General features: G+C 43.0%; 16 protein-coding genes and 1 pseudogene. 6 read left to right on the top strand and 11 right to left on the bottom strand.

The window, feature by feature from the left end; translation table 11 throughout:
* Positions 1-78: 78 nt before the first annotated feature.
* The 7 genes from CEX98_RS05110 to CEX98_RS05080 form a co-directional block, all read right to left on the bottom strand.
* Positions 79-687 (bottom strand): GNAT family N-acetyltransferase, encoded by a 609-nt coding sequence (locus CEX98_RS05110; RefSeq protein WP_099641039.1) that lies wholly within the window; start codon positions 685-687, stop codon positions 79-81.
* A 324-nt stretch (positions 688-1,011) separates the two neighbouring features.
* Positions 1,012-1,674 carry a hypothetical protein gene (locus tag CEX98_RS05105; protein WP_099641038.1) on the bottom strand — a complete coding sequence of 221 codons (663 nt, stop codon included), beginning with the start codon at positions 1,672-1,674 and terminating at the stop codon, positions 1,012-1,014.
* Positions 1,675-1,880: 206 nt separating this feature from the next.
* Complete coding sequence (locus CEX98_RS05100) at positions 1,881-4,997, bottom strand: efflux RND transporter permease subunit (protein ID WP_099641037.1); 3,117 nt, start codon at positions 4,995-4,997, stop codon at positions 1,881-1,883.
* Positions 4,998-5,009: 12 nt separating this feature from the next.
* A complete protein-coding gene (locus CEX98_RS05095) occupies positions 5,010-6,737 on the bottom strand; it encodes an efflux RND transporter periplasmic adaptor subunit (protein WP_099641036.1) in 1,728 nt (575 codons plus the stop codon).
* A complete protein-coding gene (locus tag CEX98_RS05090) occupies positions 6,730-8,052 on the bottom strand; it encodes a TolC family protein (protein WP_099641035.1) in 1,323 nt (440 codons plus the stop codon). Before CEX98_RS05090 ends, CEX98_RS05095 begins: the two co-directional genes overlap by 8 nt.
* Entirely contained in the window at positions 8,052-8,525 is a 474-nt protein-coding gene (locus CEX98_RS05085; RefSeq protein WP_099641034.1) for a DUF411 domain-containing protein, read from the bottom strand. The genes CEX98_RS05090 and CEX98_RS05085 overlap by 1 nt, the downstream gene beginning before the upstream one ends.
* A gap of 132 nt (positions 8,526-8,657) precedes the next feature.
* A complete protein-coding gene (locus CEX98_RS05080) occupies positions 8,658-9,026 on the bottom strand; it encodes a hypothetical protein (protein WP_242441630.1) in 369 nt (122 codons plus the stop codon).
* 154 nt (positions 9,027-9,180) lie between these two features.
* Between CEX98_RS05080 and CEX98_RS05075 the strand changes: the two genes are divergently transcribed.
* Complete coding sequence (locus tag CEX98_RS05075; RefSeq protein ID WP_099641033.1) at positions 9,181-9,789, top strand: outer membrane beta-barrel protein; 609 nt, start codon at positions 9,181-9,183, stop codon at positions 9,787-9,789.
* Here CEX98_RS05075 and CEX98_RS05070 read toward each other — a convergent pair.
* Positions 9,771-10,700: a LysR family transcriptional regulator gene (locus tag CEX98_RS05070; RefSeq protein WP_099641032.1), complete on the bottom strand. Its 930-nt coding sequence runs from the start codon at positions 10,698-10,700 to the stop codon at positions 9,771-9,773. The genes CEX98_RS05075 and CEX98_RS05070 overlap by 19 nt on opposite strands.
* 116 nt (positions 10,701-10,816) lie before the next feature.
* Between CEX98_RS05070 and CEX98_RS05065 the strand changes: the two genes are divergently transcribed.
* Positions 10,817-11,446 carry a LysE family translocator gene (locus CEX98_RS05065; RefSeq protein ID WP_099641031.1) on the top strand — a complete coding sequence of 210 codons (630 nt, stop codon included), beginning with the start codon at positions 10,817-10,819 and terminating at the stop codon, positions 11,444-11,446.
* Positions 11,447-11,515: 69 nt separating this feature from the next.
* Here the strand turns inward: CEX98_RS05065 and CEX98_RS05060 are convergent, their stop codons facing one another.
* Positions 11,516-12,550, bottom strand: coding sequence for an MBL fold metallo-hydrolase (locus CEX98_RS05060; RefSeq protein WP_099641030.1), 1,035 nt, complete (start codon positions 12,548-12,550; stop codon positions 11,516-11,518).
* Between the two features lie 197 nt (positions 12,551-12,747).
* On the opposite strand from CEX98_RS05060, the gene CEX98_RS05055 reads away from it, so the two are divergent.
* From CEX98_RS05055 to CEX98_RS05040, 4 genes are all read left to right on the top strand, one after another.
* Positions 12,748-13,350, top strand: coding sequence for a TetR/AcrR family transcriptional regulator (locus tag CEX98_RS05055; RefSeq protein ID WP_099641084.1), 603 nt, complete (start codon positions 12,748-12,750; stop codon positions 13,348-13,350).
* 92 nt (positions 13,351-13,442) lie between these two features.
* Positions 13,443-14,141 (top strand): DUF4336 domain-containing protein, encoded by a 699-nt coding sequence (locus tag CEX98_RS05050; protein WP_099641029.1) that lies wholly within the window; start codon positions 13,443-13,445, stop codon positions 14,139-14,141.
* Positions 14,142-14,437: 296 nt separating this feature from the next.
* The gene (locus CEX98_RS05045; RefSeq protein ID WP_099641028.1) at positions 14,438-14,782 is read left to right on the top strand and encodes a hypothetical protein; all 345 of its coding nucleotides are present in this window, start codon (positions 14,438-14,440) and stop codon (positions 14,780-14,782) included.
* Positions 14,783-14,839: 57 nt separating this feature from the next.
* A complete protein-coding gene (locus tag CEX98_RS05040; RefSeq protein WP_099641027.1) occupies positions 14,840-15,277 on the top strand; it encodes a hypothetical protein in 438 nt (145 codons plus the stop codon).
* Between the two features lie 43 nt (positions 15,278-15,320).
* Here CEX98_RS05040 and CEX98_RS05035 read toward each other — a convergent pair.
* Positions 15,321-15,644, bottom strand: a pseudogene (locus tag CEX98_RS05035) (IS66 family transposase); the annotation flags it as partial.
* A 14-nt stretch (positions 15,645-15,658) separates the two neighbouring features.
* Positions 15,659-15,853: integrase core domain-containing protein (locus CEX98_RS05030; RefSeq protein WP_143484323.1), on the bottom strand; the 195-nt coding region annotated here is incomplete at its 5' end.

Here is a 15,853-nt window from a genome sequence, read left to right as displayed (position 1 = left end):
TAAAAGTAGTCATCACTGTTCATATATGTGGTGACTACTTCGCTGTGATCCAACTTAACTTATGAAGCCCATATCTTATCAACTGAAATCAAAGACACGATTGACTTCTATACCATAGCATACCTCGTCAACCATAAAACGATCCATGGTCATGCCTTGAGCCTGATCTAAGCACACCGCTCCATGCTTTTCGTAAAAGCTTCTGGCTTGATTATTTTTTTTATATATCCATGTGTAGGCGCTATGACAGCCCCGCTCATAGAGTGTTAACAACCGGGCCTTGAGTAGCGCTTGGCCAAGCCCAAGGTTTTGGTGACTAGGTAAAATGTATCCACGATAAAGCTCTCCAGCATTTACTTTCGAGACTTTATGACTTACTGGATTATGCATACGGCGGTAAACACCTGCCGCACCACACCCGAGGATTTTTCTACCATCCGTGATCACTAATGCGGTTTGATTGGATGTGTTTTTAACGATTTCAGACCAAATCGATGTAAAAAAAGCGGCGCTTCCGCCATGTATTATTTGCTCGGGCAAAAATCCCTTAAATGCAGCTTGCCAACTCACTTGAGTGACCAGTGCCATTTCTTCTATGTCCGCGCTAGTAGCGGGTTTGATGGTAATTTTTTTAGGCAGGTTAAATACGTCTACAAATGCCTTTTCATCTAACTCAGCGATATCCATATAAACTCTCAAAAAGCCACATACGTAACAATTAACACATTATTGTTACATTTTAAGATTTATACAAATATTTATTCTATTTTTTCACTGAGCTTATGTTAGTTAGCTTCGACTAGCGGTCTAGTTGAGGTAATTAGACTCAGGCTTACTTCAAGTAAAACGTCACGCACTGCCGCAACAGTTCTATATAGTTAAGCTAAGATTTGAATAAGGCATAAGCTAACCGATTGTTTTTAAAATCACATTAAATTATTTCCTTATCTTACCAGAGTTCTAGTCAGAGCGCTTGGGGATCACACCGCTTCCGCGCTCTGCTATGGCTAGTTACAAAGCTGAAATCAAATCCTTTGGACTCGCATTACCTAGGCGCAGTTGCTCGTAAGAGTCATGAATCGCTTTTTTGGTATGTTGCAACCGCTCGGTAATATCTTCACCTTCTAGTAAAGCAGCTTGCGCGGCTTCAAGCCGGTCTTGTAAATCCTCTATGATGGTGCGTAGTTTTGCTTTGTCAGAGCCCAATAACTTACCATCTTGCTCAATTTCCTGTTCCGTCATTGACAACAGTTCCGATCGAACTGAGAGCGATTTATATTCTTTAAAATCTAACCCTAAATGATTAAACAACAACGCTTGGTTCATTTCTCCAGGGTCAATTTCCACCTCAATTGGCATTTCAATAATAGACGTCATTACTTCTCTGTAAAACTCAATATTGTATTCTCTACTACCGATTGGATTTCGAGAACCAACCAATGCTTCATGAGAGAGTTTTTCAGCTTTTTCGTAATACTTTGTCAGATAGGGAGAGTGTGTATCGGTTTCATTCTTCTCTTGCAGTGCTTTTGCCGCCGCCATAAAGGAATTGGATTTTTTAGTTTGCTCTAGTGAGCTCGAAAAATCATGATGCTTGTCACTGCTATTGAGTTGCCGACTATTGCGATCGTTTGTTGCTGATAGTTGTGTGTAAGGTGAACTTTGAATATACATACCCGCTCCTTGTAGCATTAATGGCAGTTATAAAGCAAAAAGTGAGCCAATAACCAATATAGCTTACCGCCTTTTATACTCGGTAAAACCGTAAGTTTGCCTTGATGACATACAATATTGACTGCCGCCAAGGCAAAAGTTTACCGCTCCAATAAACTGAACTCTGCGTATTATCTGAGCTAAATAATCTGGTTTTACCAGGATGATTAACCTTTCACTTTAAGGCGCCACCTAATCATTAGCATATACACCACAGGTAGTACGACTAAAGTAAGCAATAACGCACTCGCCATACCGCCTACCATAGGCGCCGCAATGCGGCTCATGACTTCAGAGCCGGTACCAGACCCATAAAGGATAGGTAGTAACCCGATGATAATGGTGGCCACCGTCATCATCACTGGACGAATACGCTTACCCGCACCTTCTAAAATGGCACTGTTAATGGCCTCAACAGTCAATATTTGCGGCTTACCTTTAAGCTCGCTAATGGCTTGGTTAAGATACACGAGCATGATCACGCCTATTTCAACTGCAACGCCTGCCAGTGCAATAAACCCAACACCAACCGCCACCGAAAAGTTAAAGCCCTCAAGGTAAAGTAGCCACAATCCACCTATCATCGCCATGGGTAACGTTGCCATGATGATTGCCACTTCGCTAAAGCTTCTAAAGTTCAAATAGAGCAAAACAATAATGATCCCAAGCGTGAGTGGTACAACATAGGTTAGCTTAGCCTTAGCACGCTCCATATATTCGTACTGGCCAGCCCAACTAATGGAATAACCTGCGGGTAAGTCCAGCTGCTCGTTTAATACTTGTTTAGCATCTGCCACATAGCTGCCAACATCAACACCGTCTAAATCAATAAACGTCCAACCATTAATGCGAGCATTTTCGCTCTTAATGCCCGGTGGCCCGTTTTCAATATAAATAGTTGCCACATCTCCAAGGGTGATATTTAACCCCTCAGCGGTCACGAACGGTAGTTTTCGTAGCGCTTCTGGAGAATCTCTTAAGTCTTGTGGGTAGCGTAAACTAACCGGATAGCGTTCTTGCCCTTCAATGGTTTGCGTAACATCCATCCCACCAATTGCGGTAGCTACAACTTGCTGAACATCGGCTATATTTAGTCCAAATCGCGCGGCTTTGTCACGTTGAATATCAACCTTAATATAGCGACCACCAGCCACTCGCTCGGAGTAGACCGAAGCGGTCCCCTCTACCTTACTAAGTATCCGCTCAAGGTCTTGGCCAATCTTTTGAATAGTATCTAAGTTTGGACCTGCGACTTTAATTCCAACCGGCGTTTTGATGCCGGTTGCGAGCATATCAATACGCGTTTTGATTGGCATCACCCAAGCATTGGTCAAGCCCGGAAACTGTACTAGCTTGTCGAGTTCAGCTTTGAGCTTTTCAGTGGTCATCCCCTCCCGCCACTGCGCTTTCGGTTTTAATTGAATAAAGGTTTCAATCATCGTCAATGGAGCAGGATCGGTTGCCGTTTCAGCGCGACCAATTTTACCAAAAACATTTTTTACCTCGGGCACTGTCGCTATCAACTTATCGGTTTGCTGTAAGAGTTCTCTGGCTTTACCAATCGAAATACTTGGATAAGTGGTCGGCATATACATTAAGTCCCCTTCATCCAAGGGTGGGATAAACTCGCTGCCGATCTTATCCATTGGATAAAAGCCAACTACAGTAATAGCCGCTGCGGCCAATAACGTCAGCTTAGGAAAACGTAATACTTGCTTTAATATTGGCGTATAGACAGCGACCAACATTCGGTTGATTGGGTTTTTATGCTCAGGTACAACTTTACCGCGAATAAAATACCCCATCAGCACAGGTATAAGCGTAATGGCAAGTCCCGCAGATGCGGCCATTGCATAGGTTTTAGTGTATGCCAATGGCGAAAACATACGGCCTTCTTGCGCCTCCAGAATAAACACAGGTAAGAAGCTCACGGTGATAATCAACAGACTAAAAAACAGCGCAGGGCCAACCTCAGAGGCAGATTTTGCGACGATTTCCCAGCGGTTTTCATCATTGAGTGGCGTTCTTTCCATGTGTTTATGCATATTTTCAATCATCACGATTGCACCGTCGGTCATCGCTCCGATAGCGATAGCGATACCACCAAGCGACATGATATTTGCATTCACGCCCTGAAAGTACATCACGATAAAAGCAACCAAAATGCCAAGTGGCAAAGTGATCACCGCAACCACAGAAGAACGAATATGAAATAAGAACACCACACACACTAAGGCTACCACCACCAGCTCTTCAAGTAGCTTAGACCAAAGATTATCAATGGCTTTGGTGATAAGCTCGGAGCGGTCATACACCGTCACCACTTCCACCCCTTCAGGTAAGCCTTGTTGCAGCTCGGCCAGCTTTTGTTTCACCCCATCTATGGTTTTTTGCGCGTTTTCGCCAAAGCGCATAACCACTACACCACCAACCACTTCTCCTTTACCATTCAGCTCAGCGATGCCCCGCCGCATTTGCGGTCCAATATTAACAGACGCGACATCTGCTATCGTTAATGGCGTGCCCTTTATTGCTTGCCCAAGAGGTATAGCCTCAATGTCTTTAACGCTTTGAATATATCCCGTACTTGTCACCATATATTCGGCTTCAGCCATCTCAATCACAGAAGCGCCCGATTCTTGGTTACCACGCTGTAAGGCTTGCTGCACATGCGTAAGCGGAATACCGTAAGCGCGCAATTTATTGGGATCAACCTGTACTTGGTATTGCTTTACCATACCGCCAATAGGCGCCACTTCAGACACGCCTGCAACCGATTGTAGTTCAAATTTTAAGAACCAATCCTGTAAGCTGCGTAATTGGCTAATATCGTGTTTACCTGTTTTATCCACTAATGCATAAAGATACACCCAACCCACCCCAGTGGCATCGGGACCTAGCTGCGGCTTCGCTGCATCGGGTAGTTGTGGTGCGACTTGGCTCAAATATTCAAGCACTCGGCTGCGCGCCCAATAGAGATCTGTTTTATCGTCAAAAATAACGTAAACATAGGAATCACCAAAAAAGGAATAGCCACGTACCGTCTTTGCGCCAGGCACAGAAAGCATCGCTGTAGTCAGCGGAAATGTCACCTGATCTTGCACTACTTGCGGTGCCTGTCCTGGATAAGGTGTTTTGACAATAACTTGTACATCAGACAGATCCGGAATGGCGTCAACTGGTGTGTTTTTAAGGGTAAATAGTCCAGCCCCTATCAGCATTAATGTCAGCAGTACCACAAAGAAGCGGTTATATACTGACCAGCGAATTATTGCTTGGATCATACGAATCGCTCCTTAGTGACCAGAATGCATGTTCATCGACATCTCACCTACAGGTTTAATGTCAGTAACCACAAATTCTTCACCTACTTCAAAGGTAAAGGTCACCTTCATTCCGGTCATAAGCTGGCTTAAGTCAATGTGCTCAGCGGCAACAAAGTCCATCGTAGTCGCTGGGCGGTCCCATTTCTCAATGGCATCGCGAGAAATATTAAGCACTCGGGTGTCTGCATTGATGGCGTTTATCACACCACCGACCGTTGCTGTCGGCAAGGTGCTGTCAGTCATATTGCCTTCGGACATAATATGAATACCTGTGAGCAGCACACTACCATCATCATTTTTTGTGGCTTCAAAATGCAACGTCTGCCCAGCGTTTAGGGCGTCAATATCGACACTCTCTGCCACTGTAAAATCCATTACCATTTCAGGCCACTCCCACTCAGGCACAGGTTGATGATCGATATTTACCACTCGACTGGAATAGTCAAGGTGGCGGATCTCCCCTTCAATCCAGACTGATTTAGCCTTTACAACTGGCGCCATACGCATAAAGTCAGAGGTAATGCTCGATTGTGAATCTATCAGGAAGTGGGCTGACGTGACTATCGCATCGCCCTCGTTAAGGCCATCTAGAATTTCAATATTTTCATCACCAATTTGGCCCAGCTCAACAGCAATGGACTTAAAGCTACCAGGGGCAACTTCAACAACGACACGGTTTTGTTTCGCCGTGCGGATCACCGACTCACTTGGCACTTGCAGTACCTCGTTGCGAGAATCAGCATGGATCTTTACTTGTGCAAACATATTCGGCTTTAATAGCGCGTCACGGTTGTCGAACCTAAGCCTTACTCTGAGTGTCCGTGTTTTTTCATTGAGCGACGGATAAACGTAATCCACTTGCCCTTGCCACGTTCTACCCGGTAAAAAATCCAGTGTCATAGAAACCGTTTGCCCCTGAGCAACCAACATAGCATCGCGCTCAAAAACGTCGGCTTCAACCCAAATTTCGTCAAGCTTGGCGATACTCATAAGGGTTGTGCCAGGCTTTACATAGAATCCTTCTCGGATCTGTAGTCCGTCCAATACCCCAGATTGACGAGCATAGAAGGTGATACTTTGGTGCACTTCTCCCGTTTTTTTAAGCGTATTAATAAAGCCATCACTCAAGTGCAATGCTTTGAGCCTTTCGTGTGCGGCGTTAATCAAAGCTTGGTTGTTCCGCTTTCTAGCGATGAGATATTCTTCCTGTGCATTGACCAATTGTGGCGAATATAAGGTGTATAGCGGCTCACCTTGTTTTACTGGGTCGCCTACGGCTTTCACGTAGAGTTTTTCAACCCAGCCCTCAACTCTAGGGTGAATATGCACTAAGCTATCTTCGTTGTACTGAACATAGCCTACGGTGTTTATCTGATGTGACATAACATCACGAGTGGCTACGGCTGTACGGACACCCAAATTGTTTTCAACATGGGGAGCTATCTCCACAACCCCCTCACCAAATTGTGCATTCGCAGACTCTTCTTCATACACAGGCACAAGATCCATCCCCATCGGAGACTTACCCGGTTGATCGCGGCGATAATTTGGATCCATAGGCGCAACCCAATACAGTGGTGCTTTTTCAGCCGACTTTGCTGTTCCTGCGTCGTTCTGTGAAGGAGCATTGATGCCAATGACGACCCCAAGAGCCAGTGTGGTCACAGCAACAAGGGCTATTTTTAGGTTGTTATTCATGGTTTAATCCCTCCTCAACTTGAGCCAAGTAATAGTTGCTGCGCACCACCGCCTTTAGCAGCGCGATATCAATGGAAAGTGCAGATAATTGCGCATTCAATTTTGCAATACGCGCTCTTACCACCTCAGAAAAGTCGCCATCATCATTGGTGTATGCCGTCAATGCTGCTTCAGCCTGTTCAGCGCTTTGTGCAACTATTGATTCCATATACAAAGATTGCCTTTCCCGTAAGCGTTGTATAGTTTGTATTTCCCCAGTTAAGCTAGAAAATAACTGCTTTAATACCAATAACCTATCCGTTTTAGTTGCTTCAAATTGTGCAGTGGCCGCCGCTTTTTTCAGGTCTTGCTTACCTTCAGTGAACAGCGGAATATCAAAACTGACACCCACACTAAAAAAGTCGGCGCGAGACATTTGATTAGGTGCATCGTCTCTATAGGCGTAGCTAGCGTTCACAGAAAACTGCGGCTTGTAGGCTTGCTCAGCTAACTTCACCCCTTGACTGGCACGAGACGTATCAAGGTCAGCCGCAACGACCAGCGGATGACGCGTCAAATGTTGAATAATCGCTTGGCTGTCTACCGAACTTTGCTGCATTAACCGTGGGGCCAGGGAGTGAATTAAGGGCAGTTTCACCTCTTTTTGGCTAGGTCCAATCTGTACATTGGAGTTATCTAATGCGTCGTTTAATAACCACTGAGAAAGTTTGGCTTGCGCTGTGTTTAACTGTTGATATGCCGCAGCACGTTTATCATCTAGTTGCATCACTTCAAGTTGTGCGCGGATCACATCTTGTTGTCGTGTTGCACCTAACGCACTGGAATAACTAGCATTTGCTATTTCTACCATTTGCTCAAACAGTACGCTATCTCGCTCGATCAATGCCAAGGTTTTTTTAGCTTGCACAATGTCGAGCCATATTTGCGACACTTCTCGGCGTATTTGTGCTTCTCTATTCTGTTGCAAAATGGGTTGCTTTTTTGCTTCAAGCAACAATTGCTCGCTTTTTATCTCTAGGCTATCTCCGCGCGGAAGCATCTGCATCACTCCCACCTTAAGTTGAGTCATTCCTTCTTGATTAAACTCCCAGCTATCTACCGGTAAGTTCATCATACCAATGGAAACCTGAGGATCTGGGTAACTCAGCGCTTCACGACTCATTGACTGCATCGCTGCATCTTTATGCTGACTGGATTTAAGCCATGAGTCATGACTAATTGCTACCTCTACGGCTTGTTCAAGAGTACGAATGTTTGCGTGTGAAACAGCTGGAAACAATATAGCAACAACCAAAATTAGCTTTGCGGTTTTCATCAGAACTGCTCCTCGTAGCTATCGATTTCAGCAAAAATCTCATAGCTGCCATCTTTTTTGAGCAACAATACTTGATAAGGCATAAAACGCTCTCCAACTTCCATCCCAGGAGAGCCAAGTGGCATAGCTGGTACACTTAATCCTATGATTTTATTATCTTGCGTTAACTGTTCGTTTTGCAAAAACTGTTTAATAAACTTAGCGGGTACATGTCCTTCAAAAACAAAGCCACTTTTGGAGACACCGGTATGGCAAGATTGATAATTTTGTTTAATCCCAAACTTACTTTTAAGTGAGCCAAGATAATTTAGATCGGTCGCTTTGTGCGCAATACCTTGTGCCGTTAAATGATTTAGCCATAGCTCACAACAACCACAGGTTGGAGATTTAAAGACTTCTAGTTCAATGTTGGACTGACTGTGCGCAGCAGCGCTCGTTAGCCACAACGTCACCATTAAATAAAACTTGTTCATGCTAACCTCGCATGTAGATTAATACCAACTGAAGTAATTTTTTAATCAATTTGGTATAATTCGTTGAAAATCACGCCAAAAAGTGGCGAAAGAACATACAAAAAGTAAAATTAAGGCAGATCTGCCCTGAGGTTAGGCGCTTATAGGTGGCTTGTAGAGGGAGCGTGGATGGTCACTAAGCTGGCCGCTAACAAAGCTAAGTTTGTCATTATCGATTGCTATGGCAGTGAGCCAATTATCTGGAGAAAACGCAGCAACATTAGTGGAACACATGTGAGTTGGACATGTACAATCACTGCATTGTGTTGCGTTATTTGGATCGCAGCAATCCATATCATTCATCTGCATGTGGTGAGTGTCTGCGTGTTGTGTATCAACTTGTGACATAGAGTGGCTAGTTGCACCATGCATCTCACATGCCGCCATAGAGGCAGCCGCGCTTTGACCACTCAAGGTAGCAACAACGAACAGTGTGATTAAAATGCGCAATACTAGCTGCAAAATATGTTTCCCAAATAAGTTTACGCATCAATGATAAAAATCAAACCAAATAAATGCAAGCAAATAGCCAATATCACATTATTTTTTCTTTCATCATTGATATACTTCACACCTGAAAACACGAGAATCAAACTCGATCAAGGATATGAAATTCATGAAATTATTTTCTATTGTGGCAACAGCGGCGTTGATGACTTCCAGTGCCGTATCTGCTGCCAGTTATGGCGATTTTGGCGTATCGGTGTATGGTGGTAAAACATTTAGTAGTGATATAGAGACTTCACGCCATCAAAAATACGAATTAGAAGACGACACGCATTTTGGCATCAGTTTCGATAAATATCTCTCCGAAGGCCGCTATGGCATTTATTATGGTACTACTGAAACACAACTTACAGCGTATCCTATAAATAAAGTTGAGATGGAGTATCTGCTTTTTCAAAGCGCTGCGGTACGCCCTGTGACAGACAAATTAGACGTTTACTTTGGCGCTCAATTAGGTGCTATCTTTGTAAATCCAAATTTTATCGATTCCGATACCTTTTTCGCTTCAGGCTTATACTCAGGCTTAGAATATAACTTTGGTGCAGGATTTCACTTTGGGGCGGAATTACGCTGGATAGCGAGTATTTTAAACAATGACTCGGAAGTGACCTGCGATAGCGATCCTAAGACCAAAAACACCTGTAGCTGGCATTTCGATGATGAGCTCATGCGGCAAGTACAAGCAAGTGCAACACTTAGCTATCGCTTTTCACTCTGATCACTTGTTAGCTGACGGATTATAAACTCAGCAAAGACACTCACTTTAGCGGGAATATGGCGGGTCGCAGGATATAGCATCCACAACTCGCCTGAATAGGTTGTCTCAAATACCCACTCAGGTAAGACGTGCACTAACTCTCCCGCAGCTAGCGCTTCTTGGGCTACAAACATAGGTAGGCTAGTAATACCAAGCCCTTGCAGTGCGGCGTCTAACCTTACTCGAGTATGATTGGCCTTGTAACGCCCTTTAACTGGCACTGTACACTTTTGCGTACCTTTCCTAAATCGCCACTTAGCATCGGCGTCGTTTTCTCCCAAGGCTATACAGCTATGTTGAGTCAATAACTTCGGGTGGGCTGGGTTCGAATGAGATGCAAGATACTCAGGAGAAGCCGCTAATATATGCTCTACCTTCATCACACTTCTACCAATTAACCCTTGTGGTGGCTCATTGGTAATTTTAAAGAGGATGTCGATTTCGTCTCGGATCAAATCTAACGCATTGTCGTCCAACACTAGATGAACATCAATATCTGGAAATTGAGTTAAGAAAGTCATGACATTTGGGTGGATCAACGTATGTGCAATCGCTTTAGGCGCTGCAATTTTTACCACACCTTGTGCTGTTTGATGATGACTTTCACAAAGCGATATCACATCTTTCGCCGCCTGCTCTAATTGACTACAACGTTCATACACGGCCCTTCCTGTTTCGCTTAACCTTAAGCTCCGTGTGGTACGTTGAAGCAAACACACGTCCAGCTGCTGCTCAAGGAGTTTTATAGCGCGGCTAATTGCAGATGGCGATACGCCCAATTGCCTTGCAGTTTCAGAAAAGCTACCGGTATTGACAACAGAGACGAAAATGGACATTTCCTGCATCAACTGAATATGTTTATTGGGTGTCATTGCAAGCTCATTTATGCGCTGAGCGCAAAAGTTATTTCTATTTTTAGATTATTATCTTCTCAGGAGAATAAAAATACAATGCTCTCAATTATTCAATATTACATTGGGAGCTTATTATGGCGCAGTATTGGCCAGAGTTTTTATCATTAGCCATCATTCATTTTGTTGCAGTGATCCTGCCAGGGCCCGACTTTGTTATTACAGTTAGACAAAGTCTCAGGTACGGTAGACTACATGGCGCAATGACAGCTTTAGGGATTGGCATTGGGCTTAGCGTCCATATCTTATATACTTTACTTGGTGTCGGTGCACTAATGCAGGCGTCACCTTGGGTTTTACAACTAGCTAAATTGATCGGCGCTGCGTATCTTATCTACATCGCTATTCAATTGCTAAAAAGTGCAGGAAAGATTCAACTAGATGCAGAAAATGCCCAAGCCGGTGGAAGCTCACAGTCGCTAACAAAAGCCTTTGGTCTTGGTTTTTTAACTAATGCTACAAACCCAAAGGCAACGCTGTTTTTCTTAGCAATAGTTACCAATGTCGTCAGTCAGGGGACACCTTTATACATTCAGATGTTTTACGGCGCCTGGATGTGCAGCGTTAACGCCTTGTGGTTTATCTGTGTCAGCTTATTATTCTCAGCGCCGTCTTCCCGCGCGTGGTTTTTAAACAAGATGAGCCTTGTAGAAAAAGCACTTGCTGTTTTGCTGATGGCTTTTTCATTAAGGCTGTTGATTGCTTAACGCTAGCAAAATAAATAAGGGTTTTCGCCACTTAGCTTTAACCCTTATTCGACTGACGCTCAACTGGTACTAGGGCAGCAAGGCTTCCCACCAGCTATGACGAGGAAGTGGCTCAGAAAGAGATAACACTTCACCTACTAGAGGGGTTACAAGCGAAATTTTACGTTGCTGAGCGGCGGCCTTGACCCTTACAAGTGGGTCAAACCAAGCGTGAAAAGCCAAATCAAAAGTCCCATTGTGAATGGGGATCATATAGGTTCCTCGCAAGTCTATATGCGCTTGTACGCTTTGTTCTGGAGTCATATGAATATCAGACCAGTCCTTATCATACGCACCGGTTTCCACTAACGTCACATCAAACGGGCCCAACGCTTCTCCGATAGTTTTGAACCCAGCAAAATAACCGGAGTCACCACTAAAGAAAATATTTTTGTCGGCTGTACGAATAGCCCATGCCCCCCATAATGTTTTATTGGCATCGCCAAAGCCTCGCCCCGAAAAGTGCTGCGTAGGCGTAAATGTAAGCGTAAGATCAGACGTTACCTCAGATTGCCACCAGTCAAACTGTTTTACTTTTTCAGCGGCTACTCCCCATTTCTGTAAATCCCCTTCCACTCCCAATGGCACATAAAACGCCTCTGCTTTATCCCTTAACAATCTCACACTGTGTTCATCCAGATGATCATAATGGTTATGTGATATCAATACCTTATCGATTTTAGGTAATGACTCAATGGCAATGGGAGGCTGATGAAACCGTTTAGGGCCCATAAAAGAAAAAGGCGAAGCGCGCTCTGCAAAAACAGGGTCAATGAGAATATATTGCCCTTGCGCTTTGATCAGCACTGAAGAGTGACCAAGCTTAATAATATGCGTTTGCGTATTGGAGAGTTGATGCAGTTGATCCGCAGTAATGTGCTCTACAGGCATAGCAACATTTGGTACTGCATTTACTTTTTGCTCTGTAAAAAAACGCCAAAAAATCCCAAGTGTTTTACTTAGACTTGTTTTATTTGTTCGTTGGGAATTGTGAAACTTGCCATCGCTAAACTGAGCGGATGCATACCCACTTTGATTAACCACCGCATTTAAATTAGAAGCCATACCCCCTCCTACTCCTATCAACAAGACCAAAATGAGACCAAACCCTGTTCGCTTTTTCATATCACCACCAAAAGTAAACTACACAGTGTAGTTTACCACCAACTTGTAAAAAGTAAACTATTCAGTGTAATTTATTTTGGTTTTGCTAAAATAGAAGACAACCAGTTGTAGTTAGCCTCTTGTGTAATATGGATAAAATGAAACAATCAGAAAAAAAACGTCGACAGATTCTACAAGCTACTGAGACGCTATTTGCCCAACATGGCGTACAAAATACCAGTATGGATCTGGTTGCAAAAGAGGCTGAGGTGTCTAAACGCACTATCTACAACCACTTCGAGACCAAGGAGCTATTACTGTATAGTGTACTTGAACACATGATGTTGCAAATCGACCAAGGTGACATCTATCAGTTTCAATCTGATAAAAGTATTGAGCAACAATTGCAAGACATTGCTCACAGTGAAGTCCGATTACTCACTTCAGAGCCATTTATTAGAGTGGCACGTGTCGCATTTATAGAGCTACTACAAACACCAACGCTGGCTTCACATTTTAACAATAACAAAATCGGCTGTATGCGATACCTTGAGCAATTTTTAGCTGAAGCTGTAGAAAACCAGGTACTCGAGATAGAGCATATCGGTTTTGCTGCTCAACAGTTTTTGTATCAACTCAAGTCTTTTGCATTCTATCCAAAGCTCTATGGATTTGAATTAGCCGATGCGCAAAGTCCAGAGTTTATCGTAGAGCAAACCGTCAGACTCTTTCTTGCAAGATACAGCGCTGTTAAGCTATAACACAGGCCACTCTGCTCAACTCCCAAAACTTGATTACAATCAGAAAAGTTACCTGATATAGTTGTTTAGACGCTAAAGAGTAAGGAAATCTGATGAGCGAACTCGTATCGATCGGCGATAACATTTGGCTCCACAACGGCCCAGCTGTACCATTTTTTACCATGCCGTATACCACTCGCACTACTATTATTAAGCTTTCGTCCGGTGGGCTTTGGGTCCATTCTCCAGGGAAGCTAAGCGCGGCTTTGCTCGATGAAATCAATCTTATTGGCGAGGTCAACTATTTGGTTTCTCCAAATAAATTGCACCATTTGTTTATGGGTGATTGGCAGGAACAGTTCCCCAATGCCATGATGTTTGCCTCTCCTGGACTGGAACAAAAACGTCCTGACTTGGCTTTTCAACGCACTCTGGGTGAGGTTGCAGAGCCTGAGTGGCAAGAAGATATCGCTCAGCTCATTTTTAAAGGCAGCCCAGTGATAGAAGAGGTGGTATTTTTCCACAAACCGACTCAAACCCTAATTCTGACCGACTTAATAGAGAACTTTCACCCAAACCACTTTACCGGATTTAAGAAAATACTTGCCAAAATAACCGGTATTATCAGCCCCAATGGTAAAACTCCTATCGATTGGCGAGCGTCCTTTATATTTGGCAAACAACAGGCGAGAGCATGCTACAAGTCTATGGCAGCTTGGCAGCCTCGTTATATTGTAATTTCACATGGCGAATGTATTGAAAATGATGCTGAAGGTTTTTTAACCCGATCGTTTTCTTGGTTGGGTATTTAGAGTAGAAGAGTGTTTAATAATTTAGGCCTATAATACTTTGCTCTCAAAGTGAATAACCTCAACGTGCAAACGCTCTTTGTTTATAAAACTAAAGGAGCACTTGAACTAGAGATTTCCTTCATTTCCAAACCGCCTAAAAAACAAACACGAAGTACATTTTATATACTGCTATATTTTTTAATAATATTATTGATTAAGGATTCATTTATAGTATAATTATTAACTTATGATTGATTTCTATTCTTATAATTTTATAGTGTTAGAATTTTAAATTTAAAATAGGTTAAAGAGCAACAATGAGATTCGTATTAGTATTTACATTTTTTTTAGTGTCTTTTCAGGCAAGTGCTACATTTCAGGCATCAACAATTACTAAGATTAAACATATTGAATCGTATTCATCATATGGCAATGGTGATGTTGTTTTTACTGTAACTACGCCACAAAGGGTTTGTACCGGGGGTTATTGGTTGAAAAAGGATGATGCAGGTTTTGAAGCAAATTTAAGTATATTACTATCCGCTTACCATGGCAGTTCAGATGTCCAAATTAGGGGGTTAGTTAATGAGCTTTGGGGTGGTTCATCTAAGGAGTTTTGCCACATTCATTCAATCAAAGTGATTAGTCCTTCTTCGTTTTAAGCTCAAAGCAATGCAGCATTCACAAGCGAGTAAAGGTTTAATATTTTAGAGGTTATTTTGAAAAAAATAATAATACTTTTTCTTATCTGGGTTTCTCCAGCTTTTGCAAGTACAACTTGGATACCTGTTTATAATGGAAAAATAAGATTTGCCATTCCTTTCATACCTGAAGGAGTTTTTCAATCACCTAATAATATATATAAAAAGGTGATTGATGGTGTTACCACATTTTACTGGGATGACATAAAGCACGCGAGTAAGTATTTGATCCAAGTGATGAATAACAATGGACATTGGGTTAATTTTAAAGTTGTAACGGTTAACAAAGTTGTTATCGATCGCAGCTTTAACGATTATCATAAATTTCGTATCATTGCATGTAACTATAAAACTTGCATAAACACCGGGATAGCTTCGAAAAGCAGTGCAATAAATCGAAATGTTACTTTTATTCACACCGATTTATTGGGTAGCCCGATCTCTGAAAGCAACTAACTTAACAAAGCCCCCAAATAAAGGTAAGCGTGCAGCTAACTACCTAGAGGCTAACGTGCCAGGGCAGTAAACTGTCGATATCGCACTGTGGCTGGGCTAATTTGTTTAAGCAATGCATCACATAGTCGAATGGGGTGTGGCCGTTTGCTCTGGCTGTTTCAAGCACGCTGTAGAGGATTGCACGACTCTCTGTACCACTTGTGGTTAAGCTAAACAGCCAGTTCTTTCGGCCTATGACGAACGGTTTGATTGCGCGCTCGGCTCGGTTGTTGTCTATCCTCAGATGTCCGTCATCGAGGTAGCGTATCAGTTTCGGCCATTGTTTTAGCGTATAATGAACGGCTTCGCCCAGCTTCGATTTTGGTACTGTCCACTTCCCCTCTAATGGCACACCTCTAAACTGGAGTTTTCCAACTTAGTGCGGTAAATCGCCGGAGGCAAGTTACCAATACTTTCGTGTGTTCTTTCTTCGTTGTAATCTAAACGCCAGTACCAAGCCATATCTCTCACTTTATTGAGGCTCTCAAACAAGTAAGTATTTAAAAACTCCCTTCTAAATGAGCCGTTAAAGCGTAA

It is taken from the genome of Pseudoalteromonas piscicida, assembly GCF_002744175.1.
GTDB lineage: Bacteria > Pseudomonadota > Gammaproteobacteria > Enterobacterales > Alteromonadaceae > Pseudoalteromonas > Pseudoalteromonas piscicida_B.
The sequence above is the reverse complement of the archived record's forward strand: the minus strand, read 5'-3'. Positions and strand labels throughout refer to the sequence as shown.